This is a genomic window from Vibrio sp. G-C-1 (assembly GCF_021728015.1).
Taxonomy (GTDB): domain Bacteria; phylum Pseudomonadota; class Gammaproteobacteria; order Enterobacterales; family Vibrionaceae; genus Vibrio; species Vibrio splendidus.
On the sequence record NZ_JAKKCR010000001.1, the window covers coordinates 483,364 to 502,491 of the forward strand.

Sequence of the window (19,128 nt, forward strand, 5' to 3'; positions counted from 1 at the left end):
GTCGTTCTATTGAATTAACTTGCTGGAGAGTATGTGATTAAACTGAATTTATATTAATAGGGTTAACTTTAGTTAAAACCTCAGTTTCATTTATGTTTCCTTAATGCTGATTTGATTGCTTCACGGGTTTTGATGTGCTGTTCGTCATTAGCATAACGGCGGTGATAGAGCATTCGAAACGTGAGCGGTTTCAATTTGATGGGGATAGGGTGAACGCGTAAGCCAAGCGCTGGTGCGAGCATTTCTGCAAAAGAACGAGTAGAAGCGGCGATATAATCTGTCGTGCTTGCCAAAATCAGCATGCTTGAAATTGAGCTGGTTTCAATTCTGACTTTTCTCGGCTCGATATCGCTCTCTGATAAAAACTCGACTGTGTTCATGTTGGCGCGTTTGATCTTGAGCGCAATATGCTCCTCTTGGAAATACTCCTCTTTACTCAGTGTCTCACCAATTCGAGGGTGGTTGATTCGAGTCAGACACACGGGCTCCTCATCGACGATGGTTTCTTCAATCAATGAGTGTTTCTTACTCGAAAGTACATCAATGACGATATCCACTTTTTGTGCAGTAAGCGCATCAAACAGTTCTTCCTCTTCGAGCGGCGCTTCCGTAAAGCTTACGCCTTCAACCTGGCTAACGAAATGAAGCAAGCTCTCTGTGCAATAGACTTTAAGGTCATTCTTTTGCTGCTCAACCGTTCCAATGATGTTCAATGGGTCTTCTATCTTATTAGCGAGTGATACCGCTGCTCCAGTGGGCGCGATACCTCGTCCTTCTCTCACAAATAAAGCCTTGCCCACGACACCTTCGAGTCTCTTAATAGCCGCGCTTACCGCGGGTTGAGAAATATCGAGCTGCTCTGATGCCACGGTGATAGAGCTGTGTTTGTAAACGGCCAAAAATGTCGTCAGTAGATTAAGGTCCAAATTCAGTTCCCTCTATTCTTATTGCCACTCATCCAAATCATGGTGGAGTCGTTATTAACTCATAAATGAAATGGAGGTTTTAAGTAAAGTTTACACTATATATCAAGGTTCTGTTTATTAATAAACTTGTTTGCATCGGAGTGAGGAAGGAACTTCATTCATTTACTAAATACTCAGACCGATAGGTGAAACTATGAGAACTTTCGCAAAATTATCAATCATCTCTACAGCAATGATCATCACGACAACCGCTTTTGCTGCTGACCCAATGATGCAATACAACACCAAGCAGACTAACTCTGATATTCAAAAACTCGAGAAATTTGAATATCACGAGGGTGAAACCCTTGAAGAGTATCTGAGCACTCAACCTAAGGGGAACTTGTACTCTTCAGAAGAAGAAGTGCTTTCTGTGTTAATGGGCGGTGTAAACAATGGTGACTATCGCAAAGAAACCAATTCAGGTTGGAAAGAAGGCCTGATGTTTGAGGGCATTGCACCTTATGGAGATCACATGGTGTCGGGCGCCAACTGGTTCCCACGAACTGAAGAAGTTCAACCGGATGAAATGCGTGTCACGTTCATGGGGACATCACCAATGATTCGCCCGGGGCAGGCAAACACCTCGATATACGTCGAATTGGGTAACGGCTCTAACTTTGTCTTTGATTTGGGTGAAGGATCAATTGCGAACTACGTAGCGGCGGGTGTCGCGATGAATGAACTCGACCATATCTTCATTACTCACTTACACGTAGATCACTACGGCTCGTTACCTTACCTGTATCAATTTGGTGGTTGGAATGGTCGCTGGGAAAAGCCGCTTAACATTTATGGTCCGAGTGGTGCGACCCCAGAATATGGCACTCGTCATATGATTGAAGGCATGCAGCAAATGTTGAACTGGCACACCGATGCATTTGATGTGTTCCCATCAGGCAACGACATAGTGGTACACGAGTTTGATTTCCGCGACGACGGTGGCGTTATCTATGACCAAGACAATGTGGAAGTGATTCACTGGCGACGCAGTCACGCAAAAGATGGCGCGTCTGGTTACCGCTTGAATTGGACTCAAGATGACGGTCGAGTGCTTTCGTTTGTTTGGACAGGAGACGGTCGCCCAACCGAGTTGGATTTGAAATACGCAAAAGGTGCAGACTTGTTCATTACTGAGCTGCAAACCGAAACGTTTGGTGTGTCTTCGATTATTCAAGGTGTGCCGCCATTCTTAGCTCGTTACACCGTTGATACTCACCATACACCAGCGTACGCGGCGGGTTATGTGGCGAATGAAGTACAACCGCGCTTGTTCATGACAACGCACATGACATTCGACCCATATCTCAATGAGGAAACCGTTGCAGAGGTTCGCCACCATTGGCAAGGGCCTTACCACTTCGGTGCGCCAGATGGCATTGTCGTTAACATGACTAAAGATAATGCGTGGGTTCGTGAAGGTATTTTACCTGACTTCCCGAATGCGAGAGCGCCACAATTTGATATGGCCGATGGGTCTGACTTTAGAATCCCGCTGCCGAAAAACAGCCGTGAAGACATACAAGAACAAGAGATTCGTGATTTAGAGTTGGATCCAAAACTGTACTACCCAGAAGGCTACCACCCAGAGCTGTTAACAGAGTGGCCTGTCGACCGTGACATCGTGATCCCAGCTGAACAAGTACCAGAAGCAATGAAGCAAGGTATGAACACCAAGCAAGAATACATGGATAGAGTGCGTGCTCACCACAACCTTGAGCGCAAGTCGGTAAGTCGTCCAACTGAGCCTGGTGAAGGAGCAGGAACCGATAACAAATAGGGTATTTGCAGTGAGGGCTGATATTGCCCTCACATCCTAAAAAGTTAGGTAAACAAACCCATTATCTTACTCAATCATAAAGCTATTGCTTACAACTTCTTTGCTTAGAATATCTGGAGTTCATTATGAAAAAATCAATTTTAGCGGTCGTCATTCTATCTTTAGTGTCAGCGTCTGTTTTCGCTAACGGACAATCCAATGCTCACAACTATCAACCTGGTGCGACGAATAACTCAGAACGTTTAGCGGATATTGATCCTAACTACGAACTGACCTTACCTTCAAAAAAAGAAGGCTACACCATGTATGACAACCAATCCATGTCTGATGGCGGGACCTACACAACGTATGTCAAACCGAACCCTTCCGATGCAATGCATGTAGCCGATGAAGGCTCGCTAAAAATAACGCATGGAGAAGGTGGTGTCATTATGACGGAATACACCACAAAGAATGGGCAACACACGTTTTCAGTAATGTGCGGCTACACCTCGGGCCCATCATACTGGGCTGACGGAAAACCAGCGAAGGTATGTGAAGAGGCGCAAGCACTAGCGGTTGCATTGGAAGCAAAAGGTGAATGGGAGGTGAAGCCAATGACTTACACCATCGCACCAGCAAGAATCGTAGTTGATAAGTGATTTTTGTCTACAGAACACTCGTTATATCGAGCCTCGTTATCCAATCATATTGATTATTTGTAGTGAGACAGAGGGGTACTCAGGCTGAAATGGTCTTGAAGTTCCCCTCAGCTTAGCTCACCTCACAAGAAGCTAAGTCAGCCAACTAATCAAATTTGTATTCGAAAATACAGAAGGTCTATCCTATGAAAAATACCATTAAGCTACTGGCTATCGCATGTGTTTTACTTACTCCAATGCTTGTCGCCGCTGCCGAACATAATCACAGTCACAATCATTTTAACCCTGAATTAGAGCAACTTGGCGACGACATTATTGGTCTAACCGTGTGTTACAAAAATGGTCATCTATCAGATGAGAATCAAGAGCCTGCGTTTATGAACCTTATCAACCACGCCAATGTAGAAGGTGAGGAGTTGGGGATGTACTACATGGATAAGTTGGGCCCTAAAGCTGAGCAAATCATGAGTGATGACGACGCTCGTCGCTTATGGACTCAAGATTATTGTGCTGATTTGACTGACACTTATTTGGATTCAGATAAGTTAGCTCAAAGATCAAATGAACATCAAAGTCATTCACACGGCCACGATCATGGACATAACCATAACCATAACCATAACCATAATCACGATCACCATGGACATGGCGACTTGACACCAGAGGTGCTTGAGCAAGATATCGAACGAGGTCGTTTACTCAGTATCAACTAAGCCCAATAAGATAAGCGTACTTACTTTGTTACCTCTTGGCACAAAATGGTAAGACTCGATTCGAGTGAATGACTAGAATTATCTCAAACGAAACAAGTGAATTAGGGCGGATTCTAGTCACTTTATCTTATTCGAATGGATGCTTTGAAAGCTCGAAAGAGGATTATTTTATGTACGAACTCACACTGATTCTAAGCCTAATGATGGGTGGCGCTGACAGCACAGCAGAAATGGAAGTTAACACCCAATTTACGACTCTTGAGCAATGTAATGAAGAAGGCGCAGCGTTAGCTAAGAAGCTCAATGCTACGGACCTTAAAGTCATGCAAGTTCAATGTGAACGTGACTAATCAAGAGAGCTAGTTAAACAATATGGGCACATACCTTTGTGTCCATATCACATCAACATAATAACCTAGTCTTTACTCTCTCCATCGGAAACTTTCCGTTAGCCACTACAAGTAAAACCATATTATTAATACGCCTTCGTCAAAATACTGTTTCCCTCCACTTGCTAATTCCTTAATTTGAAACAATTTCATCTAACCTATTGTTAAATATTTACTATTTGATAGTGTGTCTAGGTGCACATTAAGGATGTGTTTCATATTTAGCGATGAAAATAGTAGGAGTTGCGATGAGTATTATAGTGAGACGGTCTGAACCGTCAGATGCAAAGGGAATCAAAGAAGTTTACGAATGCACTAATGCTTATACCGGTACGCTGCAACTCCCAAATCCATCTCTGGAAAGCTGGCAAAAACGAATCTCTAATATGCCTGACAACGTGTACTCGTATGTCGCGATGATCGACGATGAGATTGTTGGCAACTTGGGAATGGAAGTGTGTGTGAATCCAAGAAGACGACATGTGGCTTCATTTGGTATGGGTGTTAAAGACGATGTGTTAGGCAAAGGTGTGGGTAGTCAGCTGCTCGCGACCGCGATCGACTTGTGTGATAACTGGATTAACATCAAACGAATGGAGTTAACGGTATACACCGATAACGAAAGAGCGATCAGCCTGTATAAGAAGTTCGGTTTCGTGATTGAAGGAGAGTCCGCAGGGTTCGCTTTCAGAAATGGCGAATATGTGGCGGCTTACCACATGGCGCGACTGGTATAGCATTTAGCTACAATTAACATACAGGTGCACCTGACACTCGGCTGCATTTAACACAAAGCTACGATTAACACAGTTAGAATTAACTGACAGATAATAAAACGCCACGTTATTTAAACGTGGCGTTTACTATTTTGGTGCGCTGGCCGGTTTAGACAACCAGTCTTAACCTCAGTTCAGTCGTAAACTTAGTTAAGCCGTGAGTGGCTCAAGGTTCGCAGGGCGGTAGTGTACAGATTTTAGTACTTTACCTTGGCGAACTGTCTTGCCTTCAGATACGAAATCTTCCGCGCACTTAGCGATGATGTATTCGCCTTTTTGAACCGCCATCAGCTTGATGTTCTGCTCAGCATAGAAGGCTTCTGTTTCAGCGTATTCTGTTTCGTTGCGACATACTTTGCTCATGTTGCTTGAGTGTACTTCGTCCCAGCAAGGTAAGAAGTCAATTGAGCGGTTTTTAGAAACATTCAATAGCAGGTCGATCAGGTAGCTGATTGCTAGGTTGTCTTCAACCTTAGCTTGGCCAAGGTGAACCAGACGCCCCATCAAAACATAAACGCTGTCTACAATAGCGTCCGCTTGTTCGATTTTTGAGTCAGCTTCTGCAAGTTCTGTCAGTTCTTCGATCGCTAGAGAGGTATGTAGCGTATCGCCCTTTTCGTCCATTGTTTCAGGAGCAGCAACAGGCAGATCAAAAGTACTGCGGAACTCTTCAATGTCGCGGTAAAGGTGATCGTAGATTTCTTGGCTTAGTTGAGAAAGGTTCATTTTCCTATCCATTCTGTTTCGTTAATGGATTATTTTACCAAAGCTAGGAATAGGGTGCTAACGCAAAGTCGAAGAAGTCGACTTTTATTCATTGGACCAATGAGGTATTTTGCATACAAACCAATTGATTATTATGTTTTTTTACACTTTACTCTTCTTAATATACCAAATATTAATGTTGCCATTAACTTCGGCTGCAGTGGGACCTCATTTATGAACCAAGCCAGTGAAAGCGAAATTGTTATACGTCGCTTGTATCAAATCACCAATGATTACCGGAAGGGCTTCGATATTCAGATCGCTCAGCTGCTTATCATGGGGCTTGAACGCTTCAACCTTGATATCGGTATTTTATCTAAAGTCGAGGGTAATACTTACTTAGTTGAACACTCTGTCACACCTGAAGGGGTTGAACTCAATAGTGGCGATATCTTTGATTATCGTTCAACCTATTGCGAAATTACCTGTAAATCGATTGGTCCTATCTGCATAGAGCATTGTGGCAAACACGATAAGTATGCGACGCATCCCGCTTACCAGTCTTTTGGTTTAGAGTCTTATATTGGCATCCCGATTTTCGTTAATGATGAGCTTTATGGCACCTTAAACTTTTCAAGCCCGGCTCCTTATCATCGTGAATTCAAAGAGTTCGATATCGACGTTATGAGGTTAATGGCCTCATGGATCGAAGTGGAACTGGTTAGAAGGCAGCAAGAACGAAAACTCAAAGAGCTGAATGAGAAGTTAGAGTACCAAGCTCTGTACGATCCTCTGACACACTTGCCGAATAGACGTTGCTTGTTCAAAACGTTGAATGCAGAAGTGGAGCAGTTAAAAGGATCTTTAGGAAAGGGAACCTTGGCCGTTGTCGACATCGATTTCTTTAAACAGGTCAATGACACTTATGGCCACCAAATGGGTGATGTTGTCTTAAAGAAAGTGGCGAACGTGCTGAGCAATAACACTCAAGAAGGTGAGTTTGTGGCGCGCTTTGGTGGCGAGGAGTTCATTCTTTGGTACCCCAATAAAACCCCAAGTTGTGTTGAAGATAAGTTCATGACTCTTTTACAAGAGATGAAGAAAATCACGCTTGATAGAAAGCCAGTCACTATATCAATCGGTGCGTGTCATTTTGAGTTGAGTACAGGGGATACCAAAGGGGAAAGGATGTCGGCGTTAGATAAGCTCATCAAAGTTGCCGATGAATGCCTGTACATTGCGAAACAAAATGGACGAGATCAGTTCATTTCTCGTCCATATCATCAAGAACGGTCAGGAATATGAGCCATCTTGTTAGCGATTAACTGAACAGGTAAGGGAACAGTTGACGACGTTCTTCAGGAGTTAAAGATTCAACTCTCGCGATGTTGGTATCAGGAATCGCTTCAGGGTTAGGGTAGTGCTTCAACACTTTTTCCATACTCGCTTCACGAATCAAATGGTAAACCGGATACGGAGAACGGTTCGTTAGGTTTTCATCGTCTTCTGGATCCGCACCACCAAAACAATAGTCTGGGTGGAAGGTTGCCACTTGGTAAACGCCTTCCCAATCTTCTTGCTTGATCAACGCTTCAATCCAATCAATGAACATGTTGTAGTCGAAGAAATCTTGCAGCATGTTAGGTACAACCACCAAAGTTGTCTCCAACTCGGCGACTGGCGTGTTATCTAACTCTACGAAATGCGTCATGATGTCTTCCAACAACGCTTCTTCCGTATTTGCTTCACTCACAAAGATCTTAATCTGTTTATTACGTTGTGGCTTGGCTGCGAATGGACACAGGTTTAGGCCAATAACGACATCGTCTAACCACTGTTTTACTTGGTCGTGGATGGTTTGAAGATCTGTGCTTTGAGTGTTCGACATAACAGGTTCCGAAATGAAATTTTGCGTAGGATATCAGAACGGACGTCAATCAAAAGCAATAATTCAATCAGACAGCTTGTGTTACTTAAGCTTCAGCTAGCTTCGAGGTTGATCCTTGAAGTTGTTTCAACTGATAGACCCAAGCAAATATCGCAACATAGAAGATTGAACCGCCCGCAATCACGCCATTCCAACCGAACAGTTGCCAGCAATACAAGAGTAAGAAACCACCTAAGCTCCCGCCTATGTAATAGTGTACTAAGTAAAGAGCGGTTGCCGTTGCCTTAGCGCTCGGTGCTTTTTGACTTACCCAAGAGTAGGCAAGGGTATGGGCGAAGAACGCGCCGCCACTAATCAATAGCAAGCCTGCTAACATGAACGGGACTTTGTCGACGGCAGAAATTAGCATTCCGATTAAGCTAATACACACGCCCATCAATATTCCGTTTAACGGATCAAAGCGAAGTGTCCATTTGTTGGATAGCTTAGAACTTACCGTTCCGGCCAGATAACATAGGAATATCAGTGAAGCTAAACCAACGGGTACCGAGTGAGGCGCAGATACTAGCCTGAAGCCCATTACTGAATACAAGTTAACGAACAGGGCAAAGTTAGCGCCACCAATCAACATCGCGAGCCACAAGGTACGGTTTCTTAAATGCATCACTACCGAGCGGTTATGATGAAAGAACAACCCTTTCTGAGGTTTGAAGTTTTGTTGGTCAGGCAGGCTATAAGCAATATAGAGTGCGCCAAGCAAAGAGCCGACAACGAAAAACAATACCGTAGCGTGCCAGTCAAAGTAATCTGTGATTAAGCCCCCGAGTACACGCCCGAAGATTCCACCTAGTGAGTTAGCCGCAATATAACCGCCGATCGCGACTGCGAATGCTTTGGGTGATAACTCTTCGACCATATAGGCAACCGCCACGCCCGCAAAAGCAGCGACTGCGACACCCATGAATGCTCTGGCAATAACAAGTTGCAGTAGAGTGGTTGTGAACGCCATGCTCAATCCAATCAAAGGAATAGCGAACAGACTGAACAGAATGATGGGTTTTCGGCCAAAGGTTTCAGAAGCGATTGCCCAAGGCACCAAACTGATGGAAAGCCCCAGCGTTGTCGCGGCAAACAGCCAGTTGATCTGAGTTTCAGATACTTGGAAGTGCTCCGCCATGTGCGGCAAGATTGGCTGAAAGAGGTAAAGGTTACAGAAAATGATAAACGAGCCAATTGCCAATGATTGGGTGATGCGTTTGTATTGAGGACTGCCTTTATCAAACATTTACGTTGTGCCTGCGCGAGTAAGTAAGCTATTTGTGAACAAGTTATCAGCACAAGTGTGATTAAAGAAATATATTAAAAATATCACCTCTATATATTAAATATATCGCCATGCTTGAATCAAAACCTCTTCGACATTTTCTGGCCGTTGCTCAGTTTGGTAATTTTACTCAGGCGGCCAAAGCGCTGCATATCGCACAGCCTGCATTGAGTATTTCCATTAAGAAACTAGAACAGACATTGGAGTTGATTCTATTTCGTCGAGGCGATAAATCCGTCACCTTAACGGAAGAGGGAAAAGTGTTGTTCGAGCATGCGAAGCGAATCGCCCAGCAGTTTGATGATACTCAGCTCGCGATGAACGAGTTAAAGGGGTTAGAGAAAGGAGAGGTGCGTTTAGGAGCACCAAGTATGATGGGGAGCTACTTTTTCCCGCAAGTCGTGATGGCATTTAAAAGCCAATACCCAAACCTAAAGTTGACCTTGATCGATGCAGGCACCGCTTCTATTCGTGAAATGTTGTTAAACGGCGAACTCGATATTGGTGTAATTAATCATGAGAACGTGCCTGATGATTTGGAAACGGATCATCTGTTAAGTTCTGAGATGGTCGCCGTTGTCGGTAAGGAGCATCCGTTAGCACAACAGCCTTCGATGACCTTTGAAGAATTCTTTGCTCAAGAGCTGATCATGTTCAAATCGGGCTATTTCCACCGCGATTTTATTGATGCGACCTGTAAGAAGTACGATCTTGATATGACCATTGCGTTTGAAACCAACTTGCTCCCGATGATTCTTTCTATCGTTAAACGAGAGTTTGCGATCACCGCGCTGTTGAGCTTAGTGACGGAATATGAGAAAGACGTGATAGGCGTGCCATTTAAAGACCCTGTAAAACTGAATCTATCTTTGGCCTGGAGAAAGGAAGGGTATTTGTCGAAAGCCGACAGAACCTTTATTGATTTCGTTAAGCGGTATGTGTGATTGAGTAAGATTTAAATAAACAAAGCCCGAGTATCCTAGATTGGATATTCGGGCTTTGTTGTATAGAAGTATGACTGGCTCAGAGCACGTTAGGTGTTCTTTGAGTTATACATCTTATCGAAGTTTTTCTGATTCCAGCCGACCATCACTTGGTCACCGATTTTCAGCACAGGGATAGAGCGAGCACCCATCGCCTGTAATTCTTTACGGCCACGCTGCATTTTTGCATTCGTTAGGCGATATTCAATTTTCTTCGAATCCAAATAGCGTTGTGCATCTTTACAGTGCGGGCATTTGTCTGCGACGTACAATACAACACGTTTCATTTTTACAATCTCTTTTTGAGTGTAGCTCTTGGTGAATCTCGCTAAAGTGTAACGAATCCTAGGTGATTAGAAAAGTGTGATCAGTTACACTATGCGGCTCAATTTTCAAGACCACAACATATTGTCGTGGTGTAACTTGTACGGTCTTTCAGCATGCATCCTTCTTTACGCTATATTCAAGGCTACCCGAAGCACATTCTCGACCCGGTAACTCAACTTGTTGAATCAGGTAAATTGGTGCCGTGGTTTGAAGCTCGCTACCCAAAGAATCATGAAATCAAAAGCGAGAAAGCCCTGTTTGACTATGCGATTGAGATTAAAAATCGCTACATGAAAAAAACGCCACCGATCAGTAAAGTGATTTATGACGGTAAGATACACCTAATTAATAATGCATTAGGTCTGCACTCTTACGTCGCGAAGAATCACGGTGGAAAGATCAAATCGAAGAACGAGATTCGTATCGCCAGTGTTTTTAAAAATGCACCAGAACCTTTGCTGAGAATGCTGGTGGTGCATGAACTGGCGCACATCAAAGAGAAAGAACACGACAAAGCCTTTTACCAACTATGCTGTCACATGGAGCCGGAATATCATCAACTTGAGTTAGATGCCCGTTTATTCATGATGAATTTAGACTTAAAGAAGTAGCCCAATGAGCCAATCACAAAATAGAACTACGCTAAGCCTGTCGAAAAACAGTACCTCATCAACAAAAACAAAAGACAACCAAGCTGATCAAGGTAACCGTAAGCACGGTGATATTAAGCCAAATGCAGGCAAGCCAAGCAGCGACAAGCGTATTTCTACAAAGAACACATCGGACCGCAAAAACAGTGCTCCCAAAGGTGCTGACAACAACAAAGCAAAGCGACCTTTTGCAAAAGATAGCAAAGGTAAACCGGGTGCGAATAAAGGGTCATCGAATAAGGGTTCTTTCAATAAAACTGCTTTTAACAAAAACGCAGCCCAGAAAAGACGCTCGACTGAAAAGCCTCAAGGTGGATTACACCCAAGAAATCAACATACAGGTCGCTATGACTTCGAGTTATTGGTTGCAGCCTTGCCTGAGCTAAAAGAACATCTGATCAAGAACCCGGTGGGCGAAGACACCATTAATTTCTCAGATCCATTAGCCGTTAAGCTACTTAACAAGGCTTTACTGGCGCATCACTATGGCGTTAAGCATTGGGATATTCCTGCTGGTTACTTGTGCCCGCCAATTCCTGGCCGTGCAGATTATATTCACAGAGTGGCAGACATCCTTAATAGCGATGGCCAAGGTGAACCCTATAACCATGCTTCTGTGAAAGCATTAGATATAGGTGTTGGTGCAAACTGTATTTACCCAATCATTGGTGCGACAGAGTATAAGTGGCGCTGGACAGGTACTGATGTCGATTCAGTCTCCATCAAAACAGCGAACTTCATTGCGGAAAGTAACCCTAATCTAAAAGGTAAGATTCGAGCTCGCCTGCAAGCCGACTCAGAATCTATCTTTAAGGGCGTGATTAAGGATAATGAACGTTACGATGTCACAATTTGTAACCCTCCATTCCATAGCTCTCTAGAAGAGGCGGAAAAGGGATCACAACGTAAACTGGATAACCTAGCGGCAAACCGTGCTAAGAAAGCGGGTAAGTCATTCAAGCCAGAAACGAATAAGCAGCCAGCTAAGTTAGACAAATTAACCACGCAAAATAAACCAACCTTAAACTTTGGTGGACAAAAGTCTGAACTTTGGTGTCCGGGTGGTGAAGCCGCTTTCATCATGAAAATGGCGAGAGAGAGCCAGCTTTTTGCTACTCAAGTATTGTGGTTTACGACATTGATCTCTAAGAAAGACAACGTTGATATGGTTCGTTCAGAGCTTGGCAAGCTGAGAGCTAAACAAGTAAAAGTGGTTGAGATGTCGCAAGGCCAGAAGGTGAGTCGTTTTATCGCATGGACCTTTATGGACGACGAACAAAGACAAGAGTGGATTGAGCTTAAATAACAGACTGTACTTAGTTAAGATATTAAGCTGAAATTACGAACGGGCTTGTTGTTAACGCAACAAGCCCGTTTTTTATATCTATCGCAACGACTCTAAGCTTAGGCAGCCTTAAACGGAGAGCAGTTCGTCTAATTTACTTTGGTATTTCTGTTGAAGTGCACGGTTACCCGCCTTCTTTTCGAGTTCGACCAAGATTTGAAGTGATGGAATTTGATAGCCATAACGTTGGTGGAATTTGAATAAGCGGAGCCTAGCGTCATTGTATTCGGCCTCACTGACTTCAATTTTAGAAAGCTGTAGTACGGATCTAGCTCGATTTGGGTCGTGGTCAATCGCACGAGAGAAGTAGTATTTTGCTTGCTCGACCTCTCCGGCTTTAAACGCGCAGAATGCCGCATTTTCATAACTGGCAGAGACGAGATAATAATAGGGTTGGTCGATGGCACGGTTAAAGTATTTATCGGCTTGCTCGTATTCGCCCTGTTTACACAAGAATGTACCGTAGTTGTTCAATACGTTGCCGTTTCTTGCGTCTAACCTCAGCGCTTTCTTATAGGCGTCTCTTGCTTCGTCAACTTCCCCAACTTGTTCGTAATAGTGCGCAATGGAAAGGCGAGCTCGATAGTAGCTAGGTGCGTGTTTGATGGCGAGTTCTAGGTTCTCACGTGCTCTCACCATATTCCCTTGCCCCATATAACCCAAACCTAATTCAATACGAGATTCAGACATCGCAATAGGGTCGCTTTCAATCTTTGGCGGTCCTTCAGTCACAGAAACGCAGCCAACCAACGCAAGAGAGGCGAGTAGTATCAGACTCGATAACGAAAGGGGGTGGGATAATGAAATAGGTTTAGATAATAACGGCTTAGCGGGCATGTGAAGCTCCTTATGAACACCAACCCATCATATGAAATCAAACCCATTGAAGTGGTAAATCTATTATGGAATGCGACTCAAACACCATAAAAAAACCGCGTCCAATTTGGCGTTTTATCAACAACCTACTGAACACGGCTTTATGTGTTTGTGAATCGGAAGAAACAACTTAATCGTCTTTGGTAAAGTTGTCTTCGCTGAAGTGATCCAAATCGTAAGGTGTTTGTTGGTAAACGCAGTAGTTCAACCAGTTTGAGAATAACAAGTGCCCATGACTACGCCAGCTTGCGACAGGCTTATTATCTGGATTGTTGTTCGGGTAGTAGTTGATTGGAATCACGGGTTCCATGCCTTCGCCTAAATCACGAACGTACTCACCGTGTAATGTATGCGCATCATATTCAGGATGACCCGTTACAAACACGTTTCGTTTATCTTTGGTTGCCGCCAGATATACGCCAGCCACATCAGAAGTCGCAAGAACATCAAGGTCGGTATGCTCGGCTAAGTATTCCTGAGAGAAATCTGCATAGCGAGAGTGCGGTGCTAAGAAGGTATCGTCAAAGCCGCGCAGAAGTGGGTGATAAGGGTGATGAATCTCGTGATTATAAACACCAGAAAGCTTCTCTTTACGAGTGCGCTTTGGCAAATCATACAGTAGTTTCAAACCAGCCTGAGCCGCCCAGCACACATACAAGGTTGAGGTCACGTGCTTGTTTGCCCACTCCATGATGGTTTTAAGGTGATCCCAGTAGATAACATCTTCAAATTGAACCAAGCCAAGCGGTGCACCAGTAATGATCAATCCATCAAAGTTTCTCCCTTTGACCATTTCAAATTGGCGGTAGAAGTTATCAAGGTGTTCAGTCGGTGTGTTTTTGCTTGGTCGGTCATCAATGCGCAGCAGCTCTACATCCACTTGCAATGGACTGTTCGATAGTAGGCGTAAGAATTGAGTTTCAGTTTCAATCTTCTTCGGCATCAGGTTGAGGATCAAGACTCGAAGTGGACGAATTTCCTGTGTCGATGCTCTTGATAACGGCATCACGAAGATGTTTTCTTCACGAAGAACATCAGATGCTGGCAATTGGTCTGGAATGCGAATAGGCAAAGCTTTCTCCCTAAGCTAGATATGTAGACGTCTATACATCTAAATCTATAGTAGTTTGATACGCTTGTCGATATCCAAAATGGATAGATGTAAATTATTTGTGTTTTCTATCAGAAGCCACCTTCCGACGTCAAGGGAGTCTTATAATGTTTAACGACTACCTGAGTAAGGCATAAGTGCTTGGTTCTGTTATGTAGAACCAAGCAGTTATCAGAGCAAGCGGTTAGCATTTACGATAAACTCATGTTTTCGAATTAGCCTGTAAAGTGACAGATGAAGTTAATACTTATTCGAGGGTTGCCAGGTTCTGGCAAGTCAACAAAAGCAAAAACCTACGATGCATTGCATGTCGAAGCGGATATGTATTACGTGAATGAGCAAGGTAACTACCATTTTGATCCTAGGCAGTTACAGCAAGCTCATGAGTGGTGTCAGAACACTGCAGAGAATGGCTTGAAGCAAGGGTTAGATGTTGTTGTTTCGAATACCTTTATTAAGCACTGGGAAATGAAGGCTTACCGCCAACTTGCAAGAAAATACAAAGCAGAATTGATTATCGAAGTGTGCCGAGAGCAATTTGGTAGCATTCACGACATCGAACCGTCTGTGATTAAGCGCATGGCGAAAGATTGGCAAGAATAGTCTCGTGCTTATCCAGCTTGGCTGAATGGCAAATAGAATTAAATTAATAGAACAACTTCAAGGTAACGATTGAAATGGCAAAGCGCTCTGTTGTGGTCGACATGACTTCTTATGGTATCTATTCCACGTGGGATTCCAAATCTAAAGATCTACCAAAAATCCAAGAGTTCACCACTACCGTTGATGCTGAAATCGATGTGGAATTTGGCTATATCTTGAATATCAAGAAAGCCAAAGGTGAAAAGATCCGCTACTGCATCTATCACCCGGATATCACTACAGACAAGGGCGAAGTGCTCGAACCGTTCGATGGTGAAGAGCATGTCGGTAACAACGACTGGGATTTCTACTTAGGTGACACCATCTGGGCGCCAGTCTCGAACAAGTTAGGCAAGTGGCGCATGACCGTGGAGTTAAAAGGCAACATCATTGCCGATAAGACATTCGACCTTGTTGCAAAAGACGAAGGCCAATTCTGGAAGCGTAGGGGGTTTTAAGCTTAATCTTCTAGCTAAACTCAGACTACAAAAAAGCCGAGTCACGGATCATACGTGAACTCGGCTTTTTGACATTAACTAGATGGCATTTTCTATCTCATTAACGAGTAAGGTTGTCTAGTTAACAAATAAGACTGGCTAGTTAACCAGTAAGACTATTGAGTCACGTAAGCCACAACAAACTCAGTGATAGCGACCATATCTTTCACTGCAATGTACTCTTCTGTGGTGTGAACTTTCGCCATACCAGTAGAAAGGTTAACCGTTGTTAGACCTTTCGCGTTGAAGTTGTTCGCATCGCTACCGCCGCCAGTGCGTTTAGTGTTTGCGGTTACGCCAAGCTTCTCAAACGCTGATTTGATAGAAAGAATGTGCGGGTGATCATCTGCAATAACGAATGCATCGTAAGCACGAGTCGATTCGATTTCTACTTCAGCGCCGAACTGTTTTGCACTCTCTTGGAATGTAGAAATCATGTGCTCAACTTGAGCCGTTAGCTTTTCGCCGTTTAGAGAACGTGCTTCAGCCACGACTTTAAGCTCTGGCATTACGATGTTGGTCGCTTGACCGCCTTCAACAATACCGACGTTTGCCGTTGTTTCTTCATCGATACGAAGTAGGTCCATCTTAGTGATAGCGTCTGCAGCAACTTGAATTGCGCTGATGCCTTCTTCTGGCGCTAAACCAGCGTGAGCAGGGCGGCCTTTGATCTTAGCAACAATTTTCTGCTGACCCGGAGCTGCGTTTACGATGGTGCCAATTGGGCCGCCTGTATCCAGTACGATAGCGTGCTCAGATTGAATGTAAGACATATCGAAGTTCAAAGAGCCGAACAAGCCGCCTTCTTCGAAGACAGTGAACGCAATCTCGATAGTTTTGTGCGCTTGGCCTTCAGCTTTGATGCAACGAACCGCTTCCATGATAGCTGCGATACCAGACTTGTCGTCGCCACCGAGAATTGTGTTGCCTTTTGAACGGATGATACCGTCTTCAATGATTGGCTCAATGCCGATACCTGGCGTTACTGTGTCCATGTGGCAACTGAATACTGTGCTGCCTGGAAGAGTGCCATCTAGACGAGCGTAGATGTTGAAACCGTTAGACACTTCTGTAGGGACAGCCAGTTTGTGAACTTCAAAGCCTAGTTCACCAAGTTGTTCAGCCAAAGCTTCAGCAATCGCTTTTTCATTACGAGATTCACTATCAATTTTCACTAGATTGCAGAAATGTTCTACAAGACGTTGTTCATTAATTTGGGTCATTGTTAATTCTCATTATGCTTCCGCTTGTTCTAAAGAAGCCGCGGAGGTAGGAACAGGAAAATTACTATAACGCCAATGAGGTAGATGATTATCTGAGTTAAATCAAGAAAGTTGCCTGATTATTCTAATTAGTGAGAATAACCTTGCTCACTTCGTCGAGATGACAACATTTTAATCTGTGTAGGGCTCGGGTATAATAAGTTTCTAATATAGATAAACAGCAGTGATATGGTCATTCAATTTGTAACGGTCTTAATACATGAATAAAAACAACGTTTTAGGTTCGTTTCTACTCGTTGTAACAATGAGTGCCGTACTCGGGCTTTATTTGCTGTATCCGCTCAATGATGTGGACTTGAGCCCTCCTCAAGCCGACAACACTTCTGTCTACACCCCAGAAAAAGAACTCTCTCAAACTGAATATGGAAAGAAGTTAATTCATATTCTCGGTTTATCTCGCAGTGACCCCTCAGTTGCAAAACATCAGCTTGTTCTACTACGGCCGCCCACTGGCGTTAATGACAAAGCAATATACCAAGCTTATCGACTTATGATTTTGTCGAATGTCGCTCAACATCAACGAGATGCCGATGCCGTGATGGCCTACGTAGAACAAATAAAAGCGTTGTCTGAGCATGAAGGTATGTTGTGGTTGAAGTCAGAATCATTGGTCGAATCTGCGATTGAATATCTCAAGGAAGGGGAACTTGCAATTGCGGAAATTGAAATTCGGTCCGCGATAGGCATTGCTGAATCTATTCGTTACGATAAGTTATTGGTTAAAGCGTATAACACCGCGGGGGCGATCAATAACGTGCGGAACGACTTGCAAGACGCTCAGTACTTTTTCTATAAAGGGCTGCAACTTGGCAAGCAGTATCCAACGCACATTTATAACAGCAAGCTGATGTCGAACATGGCGTTGCTCTATATCTATTTAGAGGATTGGCCTAAAGCCCTGCGTATTATCGAGAAAGCAAAAAAGCTCTACTTTAAAAGTGGCTTACTTGAAGATGACGCTATCGGCATTCTTTACATCAACGAATCATTTCTGCATTTGAGCAGTGGTGACGTGACTAATGGCCGAATTGCTTATGAGAAGGCAAAAGCACTCGATAGCAAAAGAGTCAGTGCTCGATACAAAATCTTATTACTGAGAACCTACAGTGATGTACTGCTATCAGAGGGCAATTTCAGCAAAGCATTACAAGTGGCTAATCAATGTCTTAAAGCGCCGAATATTAAGAAGTACACGCTTCAAAACGGGCAGTGTTACCTAAACCGTGCGTTAGCTAACATTGGACTGGATCAAGATGACGCCATATTGAATGATCTTGAACGAGCACTTGCAATCTTTGACGTGGTTGGGAGCAGAAGTTGGAAGGTACTAGGCTTAAAAACACTGGCTGAATATTACGAATCTCAAGGTGACCTTGATACTGCACTGAGTTACTACAAACAATATTATCATGGCAACAAAGCGTTATTGTTTGATAAAAGGCAGAGTGACATTTTCTTGCTAGAACAAGACTACGCAAAACAGACACTTGCTAACGAAAATGAATTACTCAATACAGAAAAAGACCTCAACGAGTTACTGCTTCAAAAGGAACAACTGAGAAACAGAATCGTGGTGGCATTGATCATAATGGTCAGCATTAGTGCTGTATTATTGGCGATTAGGCTTCGCAGCATTCAAAGTAAAAATAAAGCGCTGGTGACTCAATCTACAACGTGTGCGCTAACGGGTTTATACAACCGACGCTATCTAGAGCAGTTGTTAACTCAGCCAATGCCATTTAATACTTCACGGTTTGGGATCAGTCTCGTCATTCTAGATCTTGACCACTTTAAGCGCGTTAATGACACCTTTGGCCATGATATTGGTGATGAGGTTTTAGTGGAAGTCGCAAGGCGAGTAAAGCAGCACTTATTCCCAAATGATGTAGTGGCTCGCTGGGGTGGTGAAGAGTTTGTTATGCTGCTGTCTGGTTCCATTGATCCTGAGCAACAGTTGAACGTTATCCGTTTAGCTATTTCCGAAACACCCATTGATACGCACTCCGGCTCTCTAGACCTCACCACCTCGATAGGGGCGTCGATTGGTATTGCTTATGAGCAACTCAATCAAGATACTTACAAGAAGTACCTCAAAGCCGCGGATGATGCATTATATCAAGCGAAAGAGTCGGGTAGGAATCAAGTCATTATCGCTGAAAGTTAATCGCTAATCAGCAAACAAAAAGCCATTCTGATCTTCGTGAGATAAGAATGGCTTCTGGAACACTCTGAG

The 19,128-nt window shown here is 43.7% G+C and carries 20 protein-coding genes; 12 read left to right on the plus strand and 8 right to left on the minus strand.

Features of this window, described 5'->3' with window-relative positions; genetic code table 11:
* Positions 1 to 86: 86 nt before the first annotated feature.
* On the minus strand, positions 87 to 926 hold the full coding sequence (locus L3V36_RS02195) for a LysR family transcriptional regulator (protein ID WP_017078016.1): 840 nt from the start codon (positions 924 to 926) through the stop codon (positions 87 to 89).
* A 193-nt stretch (positions 927 to 1,119) separates the two neighbouring features.
* Here L3V36_RS02195 and gntH point away from each other — a divergent pair, with 193 nt between their 5' ends.
* From gntH to L3V36_RS02220, 5 genes are all read left to right on the plus strand, one after another.
* Complete coding sequence (gntH, locus tag L3V36_RS02200; protein WP_017068281.1) at positions 1,120 to 2,745, plus strand: guanitoxin biosynthesis MBL fold metallo-hydrolase GntH; 1,626 nt, start codon at positions 1,120 to 1,122, stop codon at positions 2,743 to 2,745.
* A 125-nt stretch (positions 2,746 to 2,870) separates the two neighbouring features.
* Positions 2,871 to 3,386: a hypothetical protein gene (locus L3V36_RS02205; protein ID WP_102500584.1), complete on the plus strand. Its 516-nt coding sequence runs from the start codon at positions 2,871 to 2,873 to the stop codon at positions 3,384 to 3,386.
* Positions 3,387 to 3,571: 185 nt separating this feature from the next.
* Positions 3,572 to 4,099 (plus strand): hypothetical protein, encoded by a 528-nt coding sequence (locus tag L3V36_RS02210; RefSeq protein ID WP_208774207.1) that lies wholly within the window; start codon positions 3,572 to 3,574, stop codon positions 4,097 to 4,099.
* Positions 4,100 to 4,269: 170 nt separating this feature from the next.
* The gene (locus L3V36_RS02215) at positions 4,270 to 4,449 is read left to right on the plus strand and encodes a hypothetical protein (protein ID WP_004734908.1); all 180 of its coding nucleotides are present in this window, start codon (positions 4,270 to 4,272) and stop codon (positions 4,447 to 4,449) included.
* 287 nt (positions 4,450 to 4,736) lie between these two features.
* The gene (locus tag L3V36_RS02220; protein WP_017068284.1) at positions 4,737 to 5,225 is read left to right on the plus strand and encodes a GNAT family N-acetyltransferase; all 489 of its coding nucleotides are present in this window, start codon (positions 4,737 to 4,739) and stop codon (positions 5,223 to 5,225) included.
* A gap of 189 nt (positions 5,226 to 5,414) precedes the next feature.
* Here the strand turns inward: L3V36_RS02220 and L3V36_RS02225 are convergent, their stop codons facing one another.
* Positions 5,415 to 5,990, minus strand: a complete 576-nt coding sequence (locus L3V36_RS02225) for a nucleoside triphosphate pyrophosphohydrolase family protein (RefSeq protein WP_017059167.1) — start codon at positions 5,988 to 5,990, stop codon at positions 5,415 to 5,417.
* Positions 5,991 to 6,203: 213 nt separating this feature from the next.
* On the opposite strand from L3V36_RS02225, the gene L3V36_RS02230 reads away from it, so the two are divergent.
* Positions 6,204 to 7,274, plus strand: a complete 1,071-nt coding sequence (locus tag L3V36_RS02230; RefSeq protein WP_017089284.1) for a diguanylate cyclase — start codon at positions 6,204 to 6,206, stop codon at positions 7,272 to 7,274.
* Positions 7,275 to 7,290: 16 nt separating this feature from the next.
* Here the strand turns inward: L3V36_RS02230 and L3V36_RS02235 are convergent, their stop codons facing one another.
* Positions 7,291 to 7,857, minus strand: coding sequence for a DUF1415 domain-containing protein (locus L3V36_RS02235; protein WP_009846920.1), 567 nt, complete (start codon positions 7,855 to 7,857; stop codon positions 7,291 to 7,293).
* Between the two features lie 85 nt (positions 7,858 to 7,942).
* Positions 7,943 to 9,142, minus strand: a complete 1,200-nt coding sequence (locus tag L3V36_RS02240) for an MFS transporter (RefSeq protein WP_208774209.1) — start codon at positions 9,140 to 9,142, stop codon at positions 7,943 to 7,945.
* A gap of 110 nt (positions 9,143 to 9,252) precedes the next feature.
* Here L3V36_RS02240 and L3V36_RS02245 point away from each other — a divergent pair, with 110 nt between their 5' ends.
* Positions 9,253 to 10,125, plus strand: coding sequence for a LysR substrate-binding domain-containing protein (locus L3V36_RS02245; protein WP_208774211.1), 873 nt, complete (start codon positions 9,253 to 9,255; stop codon positions 10,123 to 10,125).
* 89 nt (positions 10,126 to 10,214) lie between these two features.
* Here L3V36_RS02245 and L3V36_RS02250 read toward each other — a convergent pair whose 3' ends face one another.
* Positions 10,215 to 10,451: a glutaredoxin family protein gene (locus L3V36_RS02250; protein WP_004734934.1), complete on the minus strand. Its 237-nt coding sequence runs from the start codon at positions 10,449 to 10,451 to the stop codon at positions 10,215 to 10,217.
* 153 nt (positions 10,452 to 10,604) lie between these two features.
* Here L3V36_RS02250 and L3V36_RS02255 point away from each other — a divergent pair, with 153 nt between their 5' ends.
* A complete protein-coding gene (locus tag L3V36_RS02255) occupies positions 10,605 to 11,102 on the plus strand; it encodes a M48 family metallopeptidase (protein ID WP_208774213.1) in 498 nt (165 codons plus the stop codon).
* A gap of 4 nt (positions 11,103 to 11,106) precedes the next feature.
* Entirely contained in the window at positions 11,107 to 12,447 is a 1,341-nt protein-coding gene (gene rlmF / locus L3V36_RS02260; protein ID WP_208774215.1) for a 23S rRNA (adenine(1618)-N(6))-methyltransferase RlmF, read from the plus strand.
* 108 nt (positions 12,448 to 12,555) lie between these two features.
* Here the strand turns inward: rlmF and pilW are convergent, their stop codons facing one another.
* Complete coding sequence (gene pilW / locus L3V36_RS02265) at positions 12,556 to 13,323, minus strand: type IV pilus biogenesis/stability protein PilW (RefSeq protein WP_208774217.1); 768 nt, start codon at positions 13,321 to 13,323, stop codon at positions 12,556 to 12,558.
* A gap of 169 nt (positions 13,324 to 13,492) precedes the next feature.
* A complete protein-coding gene (gene metA, locus L3V36_RS02270) occupies positions 13,493 to 14,434 on the minus strand; it encodes a homoserine O-succinyltransferase (RefSeq protein ID WP_004734938.1) in 942 nt (313 codons plus the stop codon).
* Between the two features lie 273 nt (positions 14,435 to 14,707).
* On the opposite strand from metA, the gene L3V36_RS02275 reads away from it, so the two are divergent.
* Both L3V36_RS02275 and L3V36_RS02280 read left to right on the plus strand, forming a co-directional pair.
* A complete protein-coding gene (locus L3V36_RS02275) occupies positions 14,708 to 15,076 on the plus strand; it encodes an ATP-binding protein (protein ID WP_208774219.1) in 369 nt (122 codons plus the stop codon).
* 74 nt (positions 15,077 to 15,150) lie between these two features.
* Positions 15,151 to 15,573 (plus strand): DUF3859 domain-containing protein, encoded by a 423-nt coding sequence (locus L3V36_RS02280; RefSeq protein WP_009846913.1) that lies wholly within the window; start codon positions 15,151 to 15,153, stop codon positions 15,571 to 15,573.
* A 155-nt stretch (positions 15,574 to 15,728) separates the two neighbouring features.
* Here the strand turns inward: L3V36_RS02280 and L3V36_RS02285 are convergent, their stop codons facing one another.
* On the minus strand, positions 15,729 to 16,835 hold the full coding sequence (locus tag L3V36_RS02285) for a M20/M25/M40 family metallo-hydrolase (protein WP_208774221.1): 1,107 nt from the start codon (positions 16,833 to 16,835) through the stop codon (positions 15,729 to 15,731).
* Positions 16,836 to 17,094: 259 nt separating this feature from the next.
* On the opposite strand from L3V36_RS02285, the gene L3V36_RS02290 reads away from it, so the two are divergent.
* Positions 17,095 to 19,059 (plus strand): GGDEF domain-containing protein, encoded by a 1,965-nt coding sequence (locus L3V36_RS02290; protein WP_208774223.1) that lies wholly within the window; start codon positions 17,095 to 17,097, stop codon positions 19,057 to 19,059.
* Positions 19,060 to 19,128: the final 69 nt, after the last annotated feature.